The sequence below is a fragment of the Sphingomonas sp. GC_Shp_5 genome (genome assembly GCF_026540855.1).
Lineage (GTDB): Bacteria > Pseudomonadota > Alphaproteobacteria > Sphingomonadales > Sphingomonadaceae > Sphingomonas.
The window spans coordinates 42888-60960 of sequence record NZ_JALNUP010000023.1 but is presented as its reverse complement, the minus strand read 5'-3'; the positions used below and the strand labels follow the sequence as shown (position 1 = coordinate 60960).

The window sequence follows — 18073 nt, the reverse complement described above, 5'->3', positions numbered from 1 at the left end:
CTCGCCACCCGAGACCCCAGCTTTCGCTGGGGTGACGGGTGAGGAAGGTTGGGTGACTGCCGACGCGTGATTACGATGCGCGCATCGACACGATCTTGCCCGGCTCGCGCGGCGGCTCGCCCTTGGGCAGCGCGTCGATCAGCTCCATGCCGTCGGTCACCTGGCCCCACACGGTATACTGCTTGTCGAGGAAGCGGGCATCGTCGAACACGATGAAGAACTGAGAATTGGCGGTGTCGGGCTGGTTGGTGCGGGCCATCGAGCACACGCCGCGAACGTGCGGCTCGGCCGAGAACTCCGCCTTGAGGTTGGGCTTGTCCGAGCCGTGCATGCCGGTGCCGGTGGGATCGCCGCCCTGCGCCATGAAGCCCGGGATCACGCGGTGGAACACGACGCCGTCGTAGAAGCCGTCATTGGCGAGCTCGGCGATCCGCTTGACGTGCTCGGGCGCGAGATCGGGGCGCAGCTTGATCGTCACATCGCCATCGGCGAGGGTCATGGTCAGGGTCTCGAAGGTCGTATCGTCGGCCATGGTGCTATCCTTGTTCCTGCCTGTCGGCGCAGATCCCAATTAGGAACCCGTCCGCTCAAGTTGAAGCGGCCCGTAAAGATGCGCGCCGCGGCTGGCAAATCATGGGGTTGCGCGATAGGGCACCGCCAGGCGTAATCCACATGACCCCCCGGGAGGCGGCGATGAGCGACCCCGAGCTTCCCGACGACCTGATCGAGCATGAGGCCGAGGCCGAGAATCAGCTCGACCGCGACGATCGCCTGCGCCCCGAATTCGTCGATGCGGTCCTCGATGCGGTGCGCGACGGCCATCCCGAACAGGCGCGCGCGCTGGTCGAGCCGCTCCACCCGGCCGACATCGCCGATCTGTTTGAGCTGACCCCGCACGACGACCGCGGCCGCCTCGCCAAGGCGATCACCGACCTGCTCGACGCCGACGTGTTCGCCGAGATGAACGATTACGTCCGCGAGGACCTGATCGATGCGCTCGAGCCGCACGAAGTCGCCGACATCGCCTCCGAGCTCGATACCGACGACGCGGTCGCGATCATCGAGGACATGGACGAGGACGAGCAGCGCGCGGTGCTGCGCGCGCTCGATCCCAACGATCGCGCCGCGATCGAGGAGGCGCTGTCCTTCCCCGAGGAATCCGCCGGCCGCCTAATGCAGCGCGAGCTGATCGCGGTGCCCGAGCATTGGACGGTCGGCGACGCGATCGATTTCCTGCGCGGCCATGAGGAACTGACCACCGATTTCTGGGAAATCTTCGTGGTCGATGGTCGCCATCACCCGGTCGGCACCTGCCAATTGTCGTGGATCCTGCGCACCCCGCGCAGCATCGCGATCAGCGATGTGATGAAGCGCGAGCAGACGCTGATCCCGGTCGACATGGACCAGGAAGAGGTCGCGCTACGCTTCCAGAAATATGCGCTGATCTCGGCCGCGGTGGTCGACGGCAGCGGCCGCCTCGTCGGCATGATCACCGTCGACGATGTCGTACACATTATCCAGCAGGAAGCCGGCGAAGACGTGCTGCGGCTGTCGGGCGCGGGCGAGGGCGACATCAACGAGCCGCTCCGCCTCACCGTCCGCACCCGGCTGTCCTGGCTGGTCGTCAATCTCGGCACCGCGATCCTTGCCGCTTCGGTGGTCGGGCTGTTCCAGGGCACCATCGCCCGCTTCGCGCTGCTCGCGGTGCTGATGCCGATCGTCTCGGGGATGGGCGGCAACGCCGGCACCCAGACGCTCGCGGTGGTGGTCCGCGCGCTCGCCACCAACCAGCTCACCTCGTCCAACACCTGGCGGATGATCGTGCGCGAATTCCGCATCGCGCTCGCCAACGGCCTGTCGCTCGGCGTGCTGATCGGGCTCGGCACCTTCATCGTCTACCACAACACCGATCTATCGCTGGTGATCGGCCTCGCCATGATCACTAACAATCTCGTCGCCGGGCTCGGCGGCGTGCTGGTGCCGCTGACGCTCGACCGGTTCAACGTCGATCCTGCCGTCTCCTCGGCGGTGTTCGTCACCACCATGACCGATGTGATGGGCTTCTTCAGCTTCCTCGGCCTCGCCACCTTGTGGGGGCTGGGCGGCTGACCCACATCGGCGGCCCCATGCCAGACCCTGACGATATCGACCGGCCCCTCCTCCATCTCACCAAGGTCGCGTTCCGCGCCACCAGCGTCGATCATCTCGCCGAGCGGCTGCTGCTGCGCGCGGCCGACGGCCCGGTGTTCCTCACCACCCGCTATTTGCCCAAGCGCCACGAGGAGATCGCGGGCGACAAGGCGGGTGGCGGCTCGCTGTTCTGGATCCTCAAGCACCAGCTGATCGCGCGCTCGCCGATCCTCGGCTTCGGCGAGGCCGAGGGCGGCCGCGTCGCCATCCACATCGATCCCGCGCTGGTGCTGGTCCACGCCCGCCCCAAGCGCGCCCACCAGGGCTGGCGCTATCTCGAAGCCGCCGATGCGCCGCTCGATCTCGGCGGCGACGCGACCGGGCTAGAGGCGATGCCCCCGGCGCTGATCGGCGCGCTTGCCGAGCTCGGCCTGATCTGACCTCTATTGGCCGGTGCCGCAGCTCACCGGCCCGCCCGCGGTCGCCCGCACCGTGCATTTGGGCCGGCCCGCGACCGTCACCGTGCCGAGCCCGCTGTTGCTGATCTGCGCCGCATAGCGCGCCCGCGCGGTGATCGCGCCCAGGCCGTCGAGCACCGCGAGCAGCTCGCCCGCATCCACCGCGCCGGTGTCGATCGCGCCGGCGCCATTGGCGGTGAGCCGCGCGCTCGTCACCTTGCCGCCGCCGATCGTGAGCGTGCCCGCACCGATCAGCTGCGCGGAGAGCGAATCGCCCTGCACGCCATCCACCACAATCGCGCCGGGGCCGCTCAGCGCCAGGCTCATCCGCGCGCCGGTCAGCTGGGTGACGCGCAGCCGCCCCGCCCCGGTCACGCTTGCGCCGGTCAGCGCCGGGGTGGTCAGCGTCACCACCACCGGCCGGGTCGCAACCGCCGCGCCCTGCTCGCTCCACTGGTTGCTGCTGTTGCGCCGTACAACGAGCGTGTCGCCGTTGCTCTGCAGCTCGACCGCCTCGGCCACCGCACGGTCGCCGCTGACGGTCGCCCCCGGCGACGCGCCGGTGGTTACCTTGACCTCCAACGGTCCCTCGATCCGCAGTCGGCTGAAGCTGCCGATGCCGATGTGGCGATCGTCGGCCAGCGCCGGGCCGGGCACCAGCAGCAGCGTGAGGAGGAGAGGATGCTTCATGCCGCGCATCGTGGCACCGTTCGCGCCTGCCCGGCAAGCTGCCTTGCCGCCCTTCGTTGGCCGGCCGTCAGCCCCCGCAACGCACCGAGCCCGAGCCCAGCTTCGACGTCTTGCACCGTGCGCTCGCGCCGAGATCGATGTCGCCCGAGCCGAGCACGCTCACCTTTGCTTCGCCGTTCACCGCCGCGCGGACGTCGCCCGAGCCGGCGACCGACACCGCCGCGCCCGCCGCGCGCAGCCCGGCGGCATCGAGGCTGCCCGAGCCGGCGACGCTCACCGTCAGATGCTTGACCGCACCTGCGACATGCGCGTTGCCCGATCCCGCGATCGACAGGTCCGCGTCGTCCACCGCCAGCGCCGCGATGTTGAGGTCGCCCGATCCTGCAACGCTGCCCGAGAAGGCCGCGCCGCCGATTCGATCGACCTTCATCGTGCCCGATCCGGCCACCGCCGCCGATGCGAGTCGCGGCAGCGTCACGAACACGGTGACCTTCTCGCCATGGCTCCATCCCATGGTCTGGCGGCGGCCGATGTTGAGCGTGTCGCCGTTGCGGGTGAGCTGCAACCGATCCAGGTCCTCGCTGCGGCCTTCGGCCCGCACGGAAAAGGCCGGGCCTACCCGCACGTCCACGTCATCGGCGCCCTTGAGCCCGACGCCGGTGAAGCCGCTGGTCGCGAAGCTGCGCGAGGTGCCCGAGCCGGTCGCCGCGATGCTTGGCTCGTCCTTGGCGTCGCTCCCCACCGAACAGGCCGCCAGGGAGGCAACCAGCATCACACTTGCGACCGCGCGCATAACAGACCCTTTCGTTGTGTATTGCTTCGATAACACACACCTGCAGCGCCGGCAATATGGCGGGCGCCGGTCATCGCGCATGAAAAAAGGCGGCCCCAAAAGGGACCGCCCTGTTTCGCTTGAACCAGGCGCTGCGCGTTACGCGGGCACCTTGTCCTTGTTGTAGATCGCCGCGGCGGCGCGGAGGATCTCGAGGATCTTTTCCTGCGCCTTGGGCTCGTCTACCTCTTCCATCGCCGCGAGCTCGCGGGCGAGGCGGCTGCAGGCGGCCTCGAAGATCTGGCGCTCCGAATAGCTCTGCTCGGGCTGGTCGTCGGCGCGGAACAGGTCGCGGACCACTTCGGCGATCGAGGCGAGATCGCCGGAGTTGATCTTCGCCTCATATTCCTGCGCGCGGCGCGACCACATGGTGCGCTTCACCTTGGGCTTGCCCTTCAGCGTTTCCATCGCCTCGCGCATCGTCTTGTCCGACGACAGCTTGCGCATGCCCACCGATTCAGCCTTGTTGGTCGGCACCCGGAGCGTCATCCGCTCCTTCTCGAAGCGCAGCACATACAGCTCGAGCGACGTGCCCGCGATTTCCTGCTTCTGTAATTCGATCACCCGGCCCACGCCGTGCTTGGGGTAAACAACGTAATCACCGACATCGAAGGACAATGCCTTGGCAGCCATGTACGGGCCTTTCTGGGTCGCATCCTGCGCAACGGACGATCCTACGGCGACATTCCGCCGATCCGGACCTGCGAGGACGATTGGTACGAGTATCTCCCGGCGGGCACGCGTCTCATCGCGCCCGTCGCGGACCCATTTAACATAGTCGCAACAAAATTACCAGCCCGATCGGTCAGCCAGTCTGCCGAACCGCGGCCGACCGTACTCAGTCGCCGGGGCCGGGCTCGGGCGAGAAGTACTTGTCAAACTTGCCGGTTTCGCCCTTGTGCTCGTCGGCATCCGCTGGCGTCTGGTCTTCCTTGCGGGTGACGTTGGGCCATTGCGCCGAGAAGGTGTTGTTGAGCTCAAGCCACTGTTCCAGCCCGCTCTCGGTATCGGGAAGGATCGCCTCGGCGGGGCATTCGGGCTCGCACACGCCGCAGTCGATGCACTCGCTGGGGTTGATGACGAGCATGTTGTCGCCCTCGTAGAAGCAATCCACCGGACAGACCTCGACGCAGTCCATGTACTTGCAGCGGATGCAGGCATCGGTGACGACGTAGGTCATTCAAGGTCCCCAGGGGCAATTCGACGCCGGCAAGTCCGGCAACAGGCAGCAACGGCCGGCGGTCCGGCAGTGAACGCGACGCTGCTATGCCGCGTTCCCTGGCACGTCAATCGATCCGGTCATCCTGCGAGACGTTTGCAAGCCCCAGTTCCTGGTAGCAGGCCTGCGCCTCGGGGGCGGGACCGCGCCGAGCGGGAAGCTCTTCGACCCTGATCACCCGCACCCGGCCGTGGTGCGCGAAGGTGAGGATGTTGCCGATCCGCACCGGCGCATGCGCCTTGTCGATCACCCGGCCGTCGATCCGCATCCGGCCATCGGCGGCGAGCGCCTGCGCCGTCACCCGCGTCTTGGCAATGCGGACGAACCACAGGAAGCGGTCGAGCCGCATCGAATCAGCCATGCGCGTCAGCCATGGCCAACCAGCGCCGCCAGCCCCGCAAAGGCGCCGGTGGCCGGGCCCGCTGGCGCCGGCCGCGCCGCGGGTGGCCGCCGGCCATGCCACACCCAATGCGGTCCCGCCTCGCCGCTCCCCGCGCGAAACCCCAATTCGGTCATCAGCCGATCGAGGCTCGCCGCCTCCAGCCCGATCGAGGTGGCGAGCGCCGGATCGGGCACGAACGGCGTGCGCCCCTGGCGCGCGTCATGCGCAGCGCGCGCGATCCGCTCGACGAGGTCGAGCCGCACCGCCTGATGCGCGAGCGGGCGGAAGCCCATCGCCAGCGTCGCTCCCGCCGCCCCGCGGGGCAGCACGGTGGCGCCGTCGCGCGGCAGTGCCAGCTGCGGCTCGCGCGTGCCGCCCCGCACCCGCAGCAGCGCCTGCCGCCAGCGCGCCGCCGCAGGCTTGATCAACCGCGGGTCGAACAGGTCGAGCGCGCCGATGGTGATGCCGATGCCGCGCAGCCGCTTGCGCTCCTCAGGCGCCAGCGCCTCGAGCGACGCGCGCAGCGGCAGCCGTGGCAGCAACCCGCCCGCGGCTTCCAGCTCGCCGGCAACCACCCGCAGCGCCGCGTTTGCGGCCGGATCGCGCGCCGCCTCGGCGAGCCTCACCAGCGCCGGCACGTGCCGCGCCATGCTCGCCGTCAGCCATCGGACCAGCCGCTGCTGCGCCGCCTCCCGCTGCGCCTTGGTCAGGCAGTCGAGCGAACGGTCGAGCGCCACCGTCGGTCGCGCCAGCGTCGCGCCCGGCGCCAGCCGGGCCACCTCATGCCCGTTCCACACGATCGCCGGCGCCGCCGCCACGTCCAGCGTGATCGCCGCATCCTCGGCCGCGGCCAGCGCCGCACCGCGCCGCGTCCGCTCGCCCGCCAGCCGCTTTTCCGCCGCCGCGAGCAGCAACCGCCGGTCGCTCGCCCGCGCCGCCGGGTCGACGGTGAAGCGGAAGCCGTCGAGCCGGCCGATCGGATGGTCCTCCACCAGCACCTCGCCCTCGGGGCCGATCACCACCGGCAGCAGGCTCGAATCGGCGCCGATCTGCCGGATCAGCGCGGTGGTGCGCTTGTCGACGAAGCGCTGGGTCAGGCTGGCGTGAAGCCCGTCGGACAGCCGCTCCTCGATGAGCCGGGTGCGCTCGGCGCCCTGCGCGGGATCGGCCAGCCAGTCGGCACGCTGGGCGATATAGGCCCAGGTGCGGATCGCCGCGATCCGCCCGGCAAGCGTCTCGACGTCGCCGTTGATCGATTCGAGCCGCGCCACCTCGTCGGCGAACCACTGGTTGGGGATCACCCCCTTGCCTTCGCTGAGATAGCCGAACACGCGCGACACGAAGCGCGCATGCGGATCGAGCCCGAGCTTGCGGAAATCGGGGATGCCGCACGCGGCCCACAGCCGCTTGACCATCGACGGCGGCCTGGTGCGATCGCGCACCCATTGTTCGTCAGCCAGCCGCTTGAGCACGGCAAGATCCATCGATTGCGGCGCCGCCAGCAGCACGCCGGGCGCCGGGCGCTGCTCGAGGCTCGCGATCAGCGCGTCGACGCTGGAGAAATCCGGTTCGCCGTTGCGCCAGTAGAGCTGCTCGATCCGCGGGAAGCGATGCTCCTCGATGTTGAGCACCTCCTCGGGCAGGAAGGCGCCCGGCCCCTCCTCGACGATGCCGCCAAAGGTGCCGTCGCGCTGGTGGCGACCGGCGCGGCCGGCGATCTGCGCCATCTCCGCCACCGTCAGCCGGCGGTTGCGCCGCCCGTCGAACTTGTGCAGCCCGGCGAAGGCGACATGCGCGACATCCATGTTGAGCCCCATGCCGATCGCATCGGTGGCGACGAGATAATCGACCTCGCCGGCCTGGAACATCGCCACCTGCGCGTTGCGGGTGCGGGGGCTGAGCGCGCCCATCACCACCGCGGCACCGCCGCGCAGCCGCCGCAGCATCTCGGCGACGGCATAGACCTCCTCGGCCGAGAAGGCGACGATCGCCGAGCGCTTGGGCAGCCGGCTGATCTTCTTGGCACCCGCATAGGTCAGCCGCGAGAAGCGCGGCCGGCCAATGATATCGGCATCGGGCACCAGCGCGCTGATCATCGGCCGCAGCGCCTCTGAGCCGAGGATCATCGTCTCCTCGCGCCCGCGCCGGCGCAGCAACCGGTCGGTAAAGACATGGCCGCGCTCGGCGTCGGTGCCGAGCTGCGCCTCGTCGAGCCCGACGAAGGCGGCGTCATGCTCGGGCATGCTCTCGGCGGTGCACAGGAACCAGCGCGCGTTGGGCGGCGTGATCTTCTCCTCGCCGGTGACCAGCGCGACCTGGTCGGCGCCCTTCATCTTCACCACGCGATCATACACCTCGCGCGCGAGCAGCCGCAGCGGAAAGCCCATGATGCCGCTCGAATGGCCGCACATGCGCTCCACTGCGAGATGGGTCTTGCCGGTATTGGTGGGCCCGAGGACCGCGGTGACGGCGGCTTTCATCGTGCCAACATCGGATGTCGCGCCCGCCGGCGCAATGCCGATCCGTCGTACCGCCGGTCGATTGGCCGGGATCCTTGCGCGGCAAACCGCTGAGCGCATGGGCAAACCGTCTCGCCGCAGCCCCGGCCGGCGGGCTCGGCGGTTAATTTGACATTAGGGCGTATGCTTCACAACGCTGGCTTCATCGCCGGGGGGTATGCGGCGGCACGACACGAGGCGTCTTCGCTTGTTCTTGCGTAACGATCATGAATTCGAGCTCGCGGGCGGCACCGCCGCACGGCCGTTCGCGCGCGCCCTCGCTGCCGCGCCGGCCGCCGTGCCGCTCGACGGCCTGCGCCAGCGCCTCGGTGACATCGATTGGGTACCCGATCTTGGCGCGAACATCGGCAGCCGCGGCTGGTGGCGCGGCGTGGCCACCTTTGCCGGTCTGTGCGGCGCCGCCTGGATGCTCGCACCTGGCTTTCACCCGATCATCGGCGCCGCGCCCGCGCCGCTCGCCGGCAGCGCCTGGGACGAGACCCGCGCCCAGTCGATCGCGCCGCTCGCCTGGAGTGCCGACACCGGCCGGCGGATGGCCGCCAACGATCTGGTCGCGCCGCTCGCCGAGGCGCCCGAACGCCCGGCGATCGAACTGTCCGCCACGCTCGGCGAAGGCGACCGGCTCGGCGCCGTACTCGAACGCGCCGGTGTTGGTCGCAGCGATGCCGAGGCCGCGCAGCGCCTGGTCGGCAGCGCCGCCCCGATCGACGAGATCAAGCCCGGCACCCGGATCGCCCTCACCCTCGGCCGCCGCGCGGTGAAGACGGTGCCGCGCCCGCTCGAGCAGCTGGCGCTGCGCGCGCGGTTCGATCTCGCGGTGACGCTCAACCGCGCCGGCGGCGGGCTGGTGATGACCCGCCAGCCGATCGCGATCGATGCCACGCCGCTGCGCATCCAGGGGCTGGTCGGCTCGAGCCTCTATCGCTCCGCGCGGGCCGCCGGCGCGCCGGCCAGGGCGGTGGAAAGCTACATCAAGGCGCTTGCCACCCGCCTCGCGATCGGCCGCGACATCGGTGCCGCCGACAGCTTCGATCTGATCGTCGAGCGCGAGCGCGCCGCGACCGGCGAGGTCAAGCTCGGGCAATTGCTGTTCGCGGGGATTGACCAGGGCGCCAAGAAGGTGGAGCTCGTCCGCTGGGACGGTGGCGATCAGGCCGATTCCGATAACGGCGGCTGGTTCGATGCCAAGGGGCAGACCGAACGCCGCGGTTTCATGGGCATGCCCGTCGCCGGCCACATCACCTCGAGCTTCGGCATGCGCATGCATCCCCTGCTCGGCTTCATGCGCATGCACAAAGGCCTGGATATCGGCGCGCGTTACGGGTCGCCGATCTATGCGGTGCTCGACGGCGTCGTGCAGATGGCGGGGCGGTCGGGCGGCTATGGCAATTTCGTCAAGCTCGGCCACGGCAGCGGCCTCGCCAGCGGCTATGGCCACATGAGCCGGATCGCGGTGTCACCCGGCGAGCGCGTCCGCCAGGGCGAGGTGATCGGCTATGTCGGCTCCACCGGCATGTCGACCGGGCCGCATCTGCACTGGGAAGTGTGGCGCAACGGCCAGACGGTCGATCCGCGCTCGATCACCTTCGCCAGCGTCGCCACCCTGTCCGGCGAGAAGCTCCGCCAGTTCAAGGCGCGGGTGGCGAGCCTGCTCGCGGTGAAGCCGGGCGCCTGATCGTTCAAGCGCCGTCATCCCGAACTCGTTTCGGTATGATAATGATTGTTGGCGGCGCGACGGTTAAGGAGCGGCGATCCAACCAAGATTCGTCATCCCGGCGGAAGCCGGGATCTCCCAGTTGCTGGAGCATGCGCCCCCGCAGACCCGGCTTTCGCCGAGTGACCGTGGTAGAATGGGAGACGCGTTACTTGCCCTGCGCGCGCCAGCGCTGGATCGTCCGCTGGATGATCCCTTCCTCGCCGCCGGCATCGCGCCACAGCTGCGAAAACAACGGATCGCCCGACGCCGGCCGCTTGCCTTCTTCCAGCGCGTCGAAGCTCACCCGGATCGGCACCGCCACGCCCTCGCCGCACACCACGCATTCGCGATTACGCAACGCGGGGATCGCATCGAGGAAGCCGCGCGCGCCCTCCGGCATCGCGGCACGGACGAAGGCCTGATCGCGCTCGTTGTTGAGCCGCATGGCAATGATCGTGCCGCACTGGGAGAGCACGCCCTCTTCGAGGTCGGACGGTCGCTGCGTGATCAGCCCCAGCGACACGCCATATTTGCGGCCTTCCTTCGCGATCCGGCTGAGGATCTTGCCGACCGACGAACTGTCGCCCGTCCGGCCGCTGGGAATGTAGCGATGCGCCTCCTCGCAGACGAGCAGGATTGGCCGCTGCGGCTCGTTGCGGCTCCAGATCGCGAAGTCGAAGGTCATCCGGCTCAGCACCGCGACCACCACCGATGTGATTTCGGACGGCACGCCCGAGACATCGACGATCGAAATCGGCTTGCCGTCGCCCGGCATGCGGAACACGCGGGCGAGGAAGCTCGCCATCGTGTCGGCCACCAGCATCCCTGAGAACATGAAGCCGTAGCGCGGATCGGCCTTGATCTCGTCGATCTTGGTCTTGAGCCGCAGATAGGGCGCGGTGTCGCCGGCACGGTCCATCTTGCCCATTTCGAGCTGGATCAGGCTGGTGAGGTCGCTGAGCAGATAGGGCGTCGGCGCATCGACGGTGAGCTTGGCGATCTCCTGCCCCAGCCGGTTCTTGGCACGCGCCATCAGCAGGCATTTGGCGAGGATGTCGGCATCCACCTGGCGCTCGCTGCCGCTGGTGGTGAGGAACACCTCGCAATGTTCCTCGAAGTTCATCAGCCAATAAGGCATCTGCAGGTTGGTGACGTCGTAGATCGCGCCATTGCCGCGGAACGCGGCGGCATATTCGCCGTGCGGATCGATCATCACGACATGGCCCTGCGGTGCGAGCTCGCAGATGCGGTGAAGGATCAGCGCGGCGCTGGTCGACTTGCCGGTGCCGGTCGATCCCACCAGCGCGAAATGCTTGCCGAGCATCGCATCGACATACAGCGCGGCGCGCACGTCGCGGGTCGGGTAGACGGTGCCGATCTGAATATGCGGCTGGTCGGCGGCCGAATAGATCTGGCGCAGATCCGCGGTAGCGATCGGGAACACCTCGCAGCCGGGAATCGGATAACGCGTCACGCCGCGACGGAAACGGTAAAGCTTGCCGGTCAGCCGCTCCTCGTCGCCTTCGCCAAGGAAATCGATCTCGGCGGCGACCCAGTCGTTGCCGACATCCTCCAGCATCAGGCTGCGTATGTTGGCGATCAGCCACGATCCGCCGACGCGCATCTTGAGCTGGCCGCCGACCTGCCCGGCCGATGCGACCACGGGGTCGGCATCCTGGCCGACCAGTTCGAGCGCGGCGCGATCAAGCAGCACCCGGCTGCCGGCGCCGCCGATCGACAGCACGCAACCGATCGGTAGCAGCCCGGCCGCATTGCCCATGATCGGCGCCGCCGCCAGCGGAGTCGCCCCTGCGAATGCGTGCGCGCCCGGCATGTCGTTCATGAAGCTCGGTCCCTGGCCATGTGAACCATGGCTATGCGGAGGAGAGGGTTAACATCGGGTGTGGCGTCGGTGCGCCTGGCCGCCGCCCGGGTCGACCTTACAGCCGCCGGGCGATTTGCCCCGCCGCCCAGCCGAGCAGCACCGAAAGCGCCACCGCGGCGAGGCCATACCAGATCGCGGATCGGTCCGCCGCGCGCGCCACAAAGCGCTCGAACCCCGATTTGCGGATCTCGATGTCGCGCACCGCCGCCGCCAGCACCCGACCGTCGCGAATCAGGAAGGTTTCGGCGGTGAACCGCCCGACCGGCACGCGCGCCGGGATGGTGACGCGGGCGCGGTAGAGCACGCCATCGGTGATCTCCACCGCGCGCGGTGCCTCGAAATAGAGCCCGCTGCGCCGCTTGAGGTCGACCAGTCCCTGCTGGAACCGGTCCTGGACCTCGGCGGGGGCGTTGGAGCCGGGCGACAGCTGCAGCGAATCGAGGCCGAGTTCGTAGATGGCGCGGGTCCGGGCATCGACGATCCGTCCGATCGGTCGCGACGACGCCACCGCGTAGAAGGACGGCGCCGAGCTGTAGCGCAGCCGCGCCGCATTCACCCAGATGCCGCCGATCTTCTCCTTCTCGCGGACCAGGATCGGCTGGGTCGGGCCCTTCACCACCACGACGATGTCGGTCCGCGCCTCGCCGCGCGGCAGGCGCCCACCGGGATAGAGGATCGCGCCGAACAGCAGCAGCTCGGCACCGGTGAAGCTGTACGCGATCTCGATATTGCGCTGGGAAACATCCGGAACGAGCACCGGCTTGCTCGTGTCCGGCGCCGCCTGCCCCATCAGCACCGGCACAGCGAGCACGGCCCAGCGCTTCACAGCAGTTCCACCGAGAAGATCTCCTCGGGCCGCCACACCAGCCCGAGCAGGATCCGCACGCCGACCAGCAGCACCATGATCGCCAGCGCCAGCCGCAGATATTCGGGGCGCACCTTGGTGGCGAACCGCGCGCCGACCTGCGCGCCCACTACCGAGCCGAGCAGCAGCAGCCCTGCCAGCACGATATCCACCGCCTTGGTGGTTGTGGCATGGACCATGGTCGCCACAGCGGTGACGAACAGCGTCTGGAACAAGGAGGTGCCGACCACGACGCTGGTCGCCATGCCGAGCAGGTAGATCATCGCCGGCACCAGAATGAAGCCGCCGCCGATGCCGAGCAGGATCGTCAGGATGCCGGTGAAGAAGCCGAGAAACAGTGGCGCCAGCGGCGAGATGTACAGGCCGGACGCATAGAAGCGCGTGCGCAGCGGCAGCGCCGCGACCAGCGGGTGGTGGCGCCGCTTGCGCGGCCGTGGCGGCCGCCCGCTGCGCGACAGGCCGATCGTGACCAGCGATTCGCGCGCCATCAGCAAACCGATCGAGCCGAGCATCAGCACGTAGACGATGCCGATCACCGTATCGATCTGGCCGCTCTCCTGGAGCAGCCGGAAAATCCACGCGCCGGCGAAGCTGCCGACGATGCCTCCTGCGACCAGCACGCCGCCCATCTTCACGTCCACGCCCTTGCGATGAAAATGCGCGAAGACACCGGAGACGCTGGCGCCGGTTACCTGACTGGCGGAGGAGGCGGCGGCGACCGTAGGGGGAATGCCGTAAATAATCAGCAATGGCGTGGTGAGAAAGCCCCCGCCGACGCCGAACATGCCCGATAACAAGCCGACGCCGCCGCCCAGCAGGATGATGACCAGCGCGTTGACCGACAGATTGGCGATGGGAAGGTAGAGATCCACGGCCCGGGGTTATAGCCAAGGTGACGGCCGCGGCTAGCGCGTGCGACGCCGATCATGCCCGAAGTCGCAAAAGGAACGTGGTGCGCCCGGAACGATTCGAACGTCCGACCCTCAGATTCGTAGTCTGATGCTCTATCCAGCTGAGCTACGGGCGCTTGGGAGGTGGGCCCCTAGCCGCTGTGCCAGCCGGGTGCAACCCGCGGAGGCCGACGCGCGCTAGAAATCGCTGCCGATCGACAAGGCTGGCCCCGATCCCGGGCTGGCGGCGCCGGCGACCCGCTCGCGCCAGTCGAGCGTCAGCCTGATCGCCTTGCCGGCGACCGGCACGCTCACCGCCAGCGACGGGCCGACGTCGAGCCGCGCGACGCCTGGCTGCGCACCACCCCAGGCGCCGATCCCGAGATCGATCCGGACGCGACCGGGGGTGAGCGGATGGAATAGGCGCACCGCCCCGTCGGCGAACGCCTGGACCCCGTCACGCGCGATCGCGCCGGCCTGCCCATAGCCTTCGCCGCGAATGCCGGCGCCCAGCTCGGTCGGGCCGAAGCCGCCAATCACCTCCACCGTCGGGCCGCCGCGGCCGCCATCGAGCGACAGCCGTTGTTCGGCAACGAGATGGATCGGCGCGCGGGTTGGCTGCCAGTCGACCCCGATCCCGGTTTCCGCGCCGCGTCCACGCAGCGGGGTGGCGACCCGCGCCGCGGCGGCGATCCGTCGCGCGCGGTCCAGCAGATAGGTAACACGCACCCCGCCTTGCGACGCGCCGAGCTGGCCGCCGAGCAGCGTCTGCTGTGAGCCGCCACGTGCGATCAGCCAGGCGCTGGCCGCCCAGCGATCGTCCCGAACGTCCTGCCCAGCGGCTACTTGCAGAGGCTGCAGGAGCGGCGTGGGCACGATGATGGTTCGCGGCGTCTGCTCGAGCGGCGATGCCACCGCCAGCGGATCGGCAGCCGCAAGCCGAGGCGGCGCAATCATCGGCGGCTGGGGCGTCGGTAAGGGGGCGGCGACATCCACAAGTTCGCGTTTGAACGGCGCAGGCGGGCCCTCGGCTGCCGCACCATCTATTCGGTAAGGCAGGGTGGCCGCCGCCGCGGGCAGGCCGGCAATCTTGCCAAGATCGGCGACGGGGCCGGGTACCGGCCAGAGCAGGACGACGCGCGCTGCCGTCCAGCCCCCGAGCAGCATGAACAGGAAGCGAAGCGGTCTGCCGCCGGTCAACGCCCCTGCTCGAGCGCGGGAAAGTCGTGGCGCGTCTTGTCCCACACCAGAGCTTCGCCCCGCAGCATGGCAAGGTATCGCGCCAGCGCGCGCGGCGCGGCGATCAGCGCGATGAGGTTGCCGACAAAGAAGCGCGGCACCGACCACATCGCCTCGCGCCAGCCATAGCAGCGCCAGGTGCAGGTCATCCTCATCGCTAGCCGCCAGCCGAGCAGCAACGTCGTCGCCGGCAGCACCCAGGGCGCGAGGCCATCGGGGGGCGGCAGTGCCCCCTGCATCAGGTGCCCTCCCAGCCGGAGCCCCCACAGGATGACCGCGGCATAGGCGACCGCGAGCACCAGCACCGATAGCGGCGCACGCCGGTCGCGCATCCGCATCCAGTGATCGGTAAAAGCGAGATGCTGACCCCAGCCGGTGCGATCCCACCCCGCCAGCGCGATTCCCGTCATCCAGCGCGCCTTCTGCCGGGTCGCGGCGGCGACGCTGTCGGGGAAATAGGCACGCACCGCGACCACGCCGCCGTCGCTGCCATCGGCGACCCGTGCGAACAGGCTGCGGCCGCCGAGTTCGGCGATGCGCAGACCGAGTTCGTAATCTTCGGTGAGGCTGGTCGCGTCGAACGGAAAGCCGCCACGCTCGGCGGCGATGGTCGCGAGCATCTCGGTGGCGATCGCGCAGCCGGTACCCGCCAGTGGCATCGCTGCGCCGAGCGAGCGCCGCACCACCATCTGGATGATATGAGCCTCAACGAACTATGCGATATCGCAACTAGCCGAATCCGGTTGACTCCTTGTGCGAGCCCGACTGCGCTTACGATTCGTTCGACAGATCCAAGTACGCGTGATAAGAGCTGCTTCGGGTCTGGAGCATTTACATGTCGGTTCTTGTTGCTGCCCGAACCCTCGGGCAAGAGAGTGGTTGGTCCCTGTCCAACCTCGTCATGCAGAAGGTGCTCTACGTCGCGCAGATGCTGCACCTAGGCCGCACTGGTAAGCCGCTCATCGCAGAGGAGTTTCAGGCGTGGGACTACGGCCCAGTTGTGCCGAAGCTCTACCATGCGCTCAAGCGCCACGAGAGGGACATCATCCCCAACATAGATGCTCCAACAACTTTCCCGTGGGGCTCTACTGAGGCTTTCGCAATCGCCGATGCCTACTCGATGATGCAGCACATGTCGCCCAGCGAGCTAATCGCATACACCCACCGGCAAGGCGGTGCATGGGAGCGCCACTATCAGCAAGGTCCGAAGAGTAGCATGATCCCAGCGGAGGCTATTCTTTCGGAGTGGAATTGCTACATGAGGCCGTCTGAAGACGCACTAAATTGGGCAGAGGGATTGGCAGACGACCTTGAAGCTTCCTCCCCCCGATATTTGGACGCTGAGGGTCAGCGAGCTTTCCGAGCAAGCTTATTCGGCGAAGATCGCCAATAATCCGATCGCGCGCGATGAGCTAAGGCGTGTCTATGAGCGCCTATCGATTGAGCCAAAATTGGTCGGAATGCGATTCAGGCATGATTCCGACGACGCCCCTTTCGTGGAACACTGGCTCTACGAAAGCCCGTCTGTTCCGAGACGGCCAAGGCTCCGCATCTACTATACGATCCACCCATTCGACAGAGTCGTGGCGCTTCAACGGCTCGATTTAAAATGAGTGATTTGAGGCATTAGGCCAATTCGGGTCCAGCTAACGCCTCACCGCTGTTAACCTCGGAACCGAGGCGAGGTTGAGCACCTCGTCTATATGGCGCACGACCTTCAGATCCACGCCTCTCGATGCGGCGCTCGGCGTGACGACGATGCGGGCAATCAGCTTCCGGAGCTTCGGCACCGCCTCGAGCCGTGTCTCTTCGCCGGCGAGCGCCTGGTCCAGCTCCTCGATCGATCGGCGGTACTGATCCGCTAATCCCGGATGGAGCGTCAGCACCGGCAACGCATCCATGCCGGCGATCTCCCGGGCAAGCCGATCGCGCTCATCGCGCGCGGCGCTCATCACCTCGCGGATCTCGGCGAACTCCGCACCGCCCGACGCGATCGCCGCGACCAGGCGCTCCACCTTGCGGCTGGCTGCGTCCAGCTTGCGCTGGATGCGATCGCGATCGCGGCTCAGCTCGTTCGTCTGCCGGGCGTGCTCGCGATGATATTCGCGCAGGTAGGCGGACACGATCTCGGGGGCGAGCATCTGGTCCTTCAGCTCGTCCAGCACGCGGCGCTCGTACTCGGCCGGCTTGATCAGCCGGCGATTGGTACAGGCGTTGCCCCCGGTGACCCGGCCGCAACCCCACCAGCCCGTGCGGGCCATGATCCAGTTGCCGCCGCACACCGCGCAGACGCCGAGACCGGAAAGGATGTGCTTGGGACGGCGCTGGGTCTCCGGGCGCGGCGAGCTGCGGCGCGCGATCTGCTCCTGAACCTCGGTCCATAGCGCGTCGTCGATGATGCGCAGGTGAGGGGCGGCGCCCTGGTGGACGTCACCGTCTCCGGGGCGTGATGAGCGCAATCGCGTCTTGGGATCAACGACGCCCTTACTGCGGCCATAGGAAAGCACGCCGACGTAGATCGGATTGCACAGGATGCCGAAGCCCGAGCTGCGAGCGCCGATCAGTGCCGAGCCGCGCCAGATCCCGCGCTTGGGCGGGGGCACGCCCTCGGCGTTCAGCCGCGAGGCGATCGCCAGCGCGCTCTGCCCGGCGGCATATTCCCGATAGCATCGCAGTACGATCGCCGCCTGCTCCGGATCGATCTCGCGCAGGCCTCGGACCGGCTCGCCCTTTTCGTCGAACTTCGACACGCGGCGATAGCCGAACGCCACCCCGGAAGCGGCTCGGCCTTCGGAGATATTGCTGCGGTGGCCGCGCTTGACCCGCTGGGCGAGATCCTTGCGCATGCGCGCGTCGAACAGGCCCTTGATGGTACCGGTGATGTCATCGACCTCACCATCCATGAGGGTGAACAGGCGGGTGCCGGCGTACTGGAGGCGCTCGCGCACGGTGAAGGCGTCGCCCTGGTGGCGCGCGATGCGGTCGGTTGATTCAGTGAGGATCTGGCCAATGCCGCCCTGCTCTACGCGGGCGAGCATCGCATGGAGGCCGGGCCGCTGCGCTTCATTGATGCCGGCGGCGCCGCTGATTGCCTGGTCGTGGAAGATGCCCTCGATCTGCCAACCCTCGCGCTCGGCGCGGGCGCGGCATGCGGCAATCTGATCCTCGATCGACCGGGGGTTCTGCAGCTGGCTAGAGTAGCGGGCGTAGATCAGGGTTCGCACGAGCATGTTCCTTGCGGGCGGCTGCAATGTCCCGCGTCACGTGG

General features: G+C 68.3%; 17 protein-coding genes and 1 tRNA gene. 4 read left to right on the top strand and 14 right to left on the bottom strand.

All coding sequences use genetic code 11. The features are described 5' to 3' along the window. Positions 1-70: 70 nt before the first annotated feature. Positions 71-532, bottom strand: coding sequence for a peptidylprolyl isomerase (locus OXR60_RS16280; RefSeq protein WP_267396998.1), 462 nt, complete (start codon positions 530-532; stop codon positions 71-73). Between the two features lie 140 nt (positions 533-672). Between OXR60_RS16280 and mgtE the strand changes: the two genes are divergently transcribed. Continuing rightward, the gene (mgtE, locus tag OXR60_RS16275; RefSeq protein ID WP_267396997.1) at positions 673-2109 is read left to right on the top strand and encodes a magnesium transporter; all 1437 of its coding nucleotides are present in this window, start codon (positions 673-675) and stop codon (positions 2107-2109) included. A 17-nt stretch (positions 2110-2126) separates the two neighbouring features. Then, entirely contained in the window at positions 2127-2570 is a 444-nt protein-coding gene (locus OXR60_RS16270; RefSeq protein ID WP_267396996.1) for a DUF1489 domain-containing protein, read from the top strand. Positions 2571-2573: 3 nt separating this feature from the next. Here OXR60_RS16270 and OXR60_RS16265 read toward each other — a convergent pair whose 3' ends face one another. The 6 genes from OXR60_RS16265 to OXR60_RS16240 form a co-directional block, all read right to left on the bottom strand. Beyond that, positions 2574-3278, bottom strand: coding sequence for a DUF2807 domain-containing protein (locus OXR60_RS16265; RefSeq protein ID WP_267396995.1), 705 nt, complete (start codon positions 3276-3278; stop codon positions 2574-2576). Positions 3279-3345: 67 nt separating this feature from the next. Beyond that, complete coding sequence (locus OXR60_RS16260; RefSeq protein WP_267396994.1) at positions 3346-4050, bottom strand: DUF2807 domain-containing protein; 705 nt, start codon at positions 4048-4050, stop codon at positions 3346-3348. 159 nt (positions 4051-4209) lie between these two features. Next, the gene (locus tag OXR60_RS16255; RefSeq protein ID WP_267396993.1) at positions 4210-4743 is read right to left on the bottom strand and encodes a CarD family transcriptional regulator; all 534 of its coding nucleotides are present in this window, start codon (positions 4741-4743) and stop codon (positions 4210-4212) included. Positions 4744-4948: 205 nt separating this feature from the next. After that, positions 4949-5290: a ferredoxin FdxA gene (gene fdxA, locus OXR60_RS16250; RefSeq protein ID WP_267396992.1), complete on the bottom strand. Its 342-nt coding sequence runs from the start codon at positions 5288-5290 to the stop codon at positions 4949-4951. Positions 5291-5396: 106 nt separating this feature from the next. Beyond that, positions 5397-5690 (bottom strand): RNA-binding S4 domain-containing protein, encoded by a 294-nt coding sequence (locus OXR60_RS16245; RefSeq protein WP_267396991.1) that lies wholly within the window; start codon positions 5688-5690, stop codon positions 5397-5399. Positions 5691-5695: 5 nt separating this feature from the next. Beyond that, positions 5696-8191, bottom strand: a complete 2496-nt coding sequence (locus tag OXR60_RS16240; protein ID WP_267396990.1) for a helicase-related protein — start codon at positions 8189-8191, stop codon at positions 5696-5698. A 226-nt stretch (positions 8192-8417) separates the two neighbouring features. On the opposite strand from OXR60_RS16240, the gene OXR60_RS16235 reads away from it, so the two are divergent. Beyond that, positions 8418-9905: a M23 family metallopeptidase gene (locus tag OXR60_RS16235; protein ID WP_267396989.1), complete on the top strand. Its 1488-nt coding sequence runs from the start codon at positions 8418-8420 to the stop codon at positions 9903-9905. A gap of 187 nt (positions 9906-10092) precedes the next feature. Here the strand turns inward: OXR60_RS16235 and OXR60_RS16230 are convergent, their stop codons facing one another. From OXR60_RS16230 to OXR60_RS16205, 6 genes are all read right to left on the bottom strand, one after another. Continuing rightward, positions 10093-11769, bottom strand: coding sequence for a DUF87 domain-containing protein (locus OXR60_RS16230; protein ID WP_267396988.1), 1677 nt, complete (start codon positions 11767-11769; stop codon positions 10093-10095). Between the two features lie 97 nt (positions 11770-11866). Continuing rightward, positions 11867-12637: a TIGR02186 family protein gene (locus OXR60_RS16225; protein ID WP_267396986.1), complete on the bottom strand. Its 771-nt coding sequence runs from the start codon at positions 12635-12637 to the stop codon at positions 11867-11869. After that, positions 12634-13548, bottom strand: coding sequence for a sulfite exporter TauE/SafE family protein (locus OXR60_RS16220; protein WP_267396985.1), 915 nt, complete (start codon positions 13546-13548; stop codon positions 12634-12636). Before OXR60_RS16220 ends, OXR60_RS16225 begins: the two co-directional genes overlap by 4 nt. 78 nt (positions 13549-13626) lie before the next feature. Beyond that, a tRNA-Arg gene (locus OXR60_RS16215) sits at positions 13627-13703 on the bottom strand. Positions 13704-13764: 61 nt separating this feature from the next. Then, entirely contained in the window at positions 13765-14766 is a 1002-nt protein-coding gene (locus OXR60_RS16210; protein WP_267396984.1) for a hypothetical protein, read from the bottom strand. Further along, positions 14763-15500: a glycosyltransferase family 2 protein gene (locus tag OXR60_RS16205; RefSeq protein ID WP_267396999.1), complete on the bottom strand. Its 738-nt coding sequence runs from the start codon at positions 15498-15500 to the stop codon at positions 14763-14765. The genes OXR60_RS16210 and OXR60_RS16205 overlap by 4 nt, the downstream gene beginning before the upstream one ends. A gap of 140 nt (positions 15501-15640) precedes the next feature. On the opposite strand from OXR60_RS16205, the gene OXR60_RS16200 reads away from it, so the two are divergent. Further along, a complete protein-coding gene (locus OXR60_RS16200; protein WP_267396983.1) occupies positions 15641-16198 on the top strand; it encodes a Panacea domain-containing protein in 558 nt (185 codons plus the stop codon). A gap of 253 nt (positions 16199-16451) precedes the next feature. Here the strand turns inward: OXR60_RS16200 and OXR60_RS16195 are convergent, their stop codons facing one another. Next, positions 16452-18029 (bottom strand): recombinase family protein, encoded by a 1578-nt coding sequence (locus OXR60_RS16195; RefSeq protein ID WP_267396981.1) that lies wholly within the window; start codon positions 18027-18029, stop codon positions 16452-16454. Positions 18030-18073 lie beyond the last annotated feature (44 nt).

What these genes read in the sequence shown, in the direction of transcription:
- OXR60_RS16280 (WP_267396998.1), bottom strand. Translation starts at nt 532, where the DNA reads ATGGCCGACGATACGACCTTCGAGACCCTGACCATGACCCTCGCCGAT.
- mgtE (WP_267396997.1), top strand. Translation starts at nt 673, where the DNA reads ATGACCCCCCGGGAGGCGGCGATGAGCGACCCCGAGCTTCCCGACGAC.
- OXR60_RS16270 (WP_267396996.1), top strand. Translation starts at nt 2,127, where the DNA reads ATGCCAGACCCTGACGATATCGACCGGCCCCTCCTCCATCTCACCAAG.
- OXR60_RS16265 (WP_267396995.1), bottom strand. Translation starts at nt 3,278, where the DNA reads ATGAAGCATCCTCTCCTCCTCACGCTGCTGCTGGTGCCCGGCCCGGCG.
- OXR60_RS16260 (WP_267396994.1), bottom strand. Translation starts at nt 4,050, where the DNA reads ATGCTGGTTGCCTCCCTGGCGGCCTGTTCGGTGGGGAGCGACGCCAAG.
- OXR60_RS16255 (WP_267396993.1), bottom strand. Translation starts at nt 4,743, where the DNA reads ATGGCTGCCAAGGCATTGTCCTTCGATGTCGGTGATTACGTTGTTTAC.
- fdxA (WP_267396992.1), bottom strand. Translation starts at nt 5,290, where the DNA reads ATGACCTACGTCGTCACCGATGCCTGCATCCGCTGCAAGTACATGGAC.
- OXR60_RS16245 (WP_267396991.1), bottom strand. Translation starts at nt 5,690, where the DNA reads ATGGCTGATTCGATGCGGCTCGACCGCTTCCTGTGGTTCGTCCGCATT.
- OXR60_RS16240 (WP_267396990.1), bottom strand. Translation starts at nt 8,191, where the DNA reads ATGAAAGCCGCCGTCACCGCGGTCCTCGGGCCCACCAATACCGGCAAG.
- OXR60_RS16230 (WP_267396988.1), bottom strand. Translation starts at nt 11,769, where the DNA reads ATGAACGACATGCCGGGCGCGCACGCATTCGCAGGGGCGACTCCGCTG.
- OXR60_RS16200 (WP_267396983.1), top strand. Translation starts at nt 15,641, where the DNA reads ATGTCGGTTCTTGTTGCTGCCCGAACCCTCGGGCAAGAGAGTGGTTGG.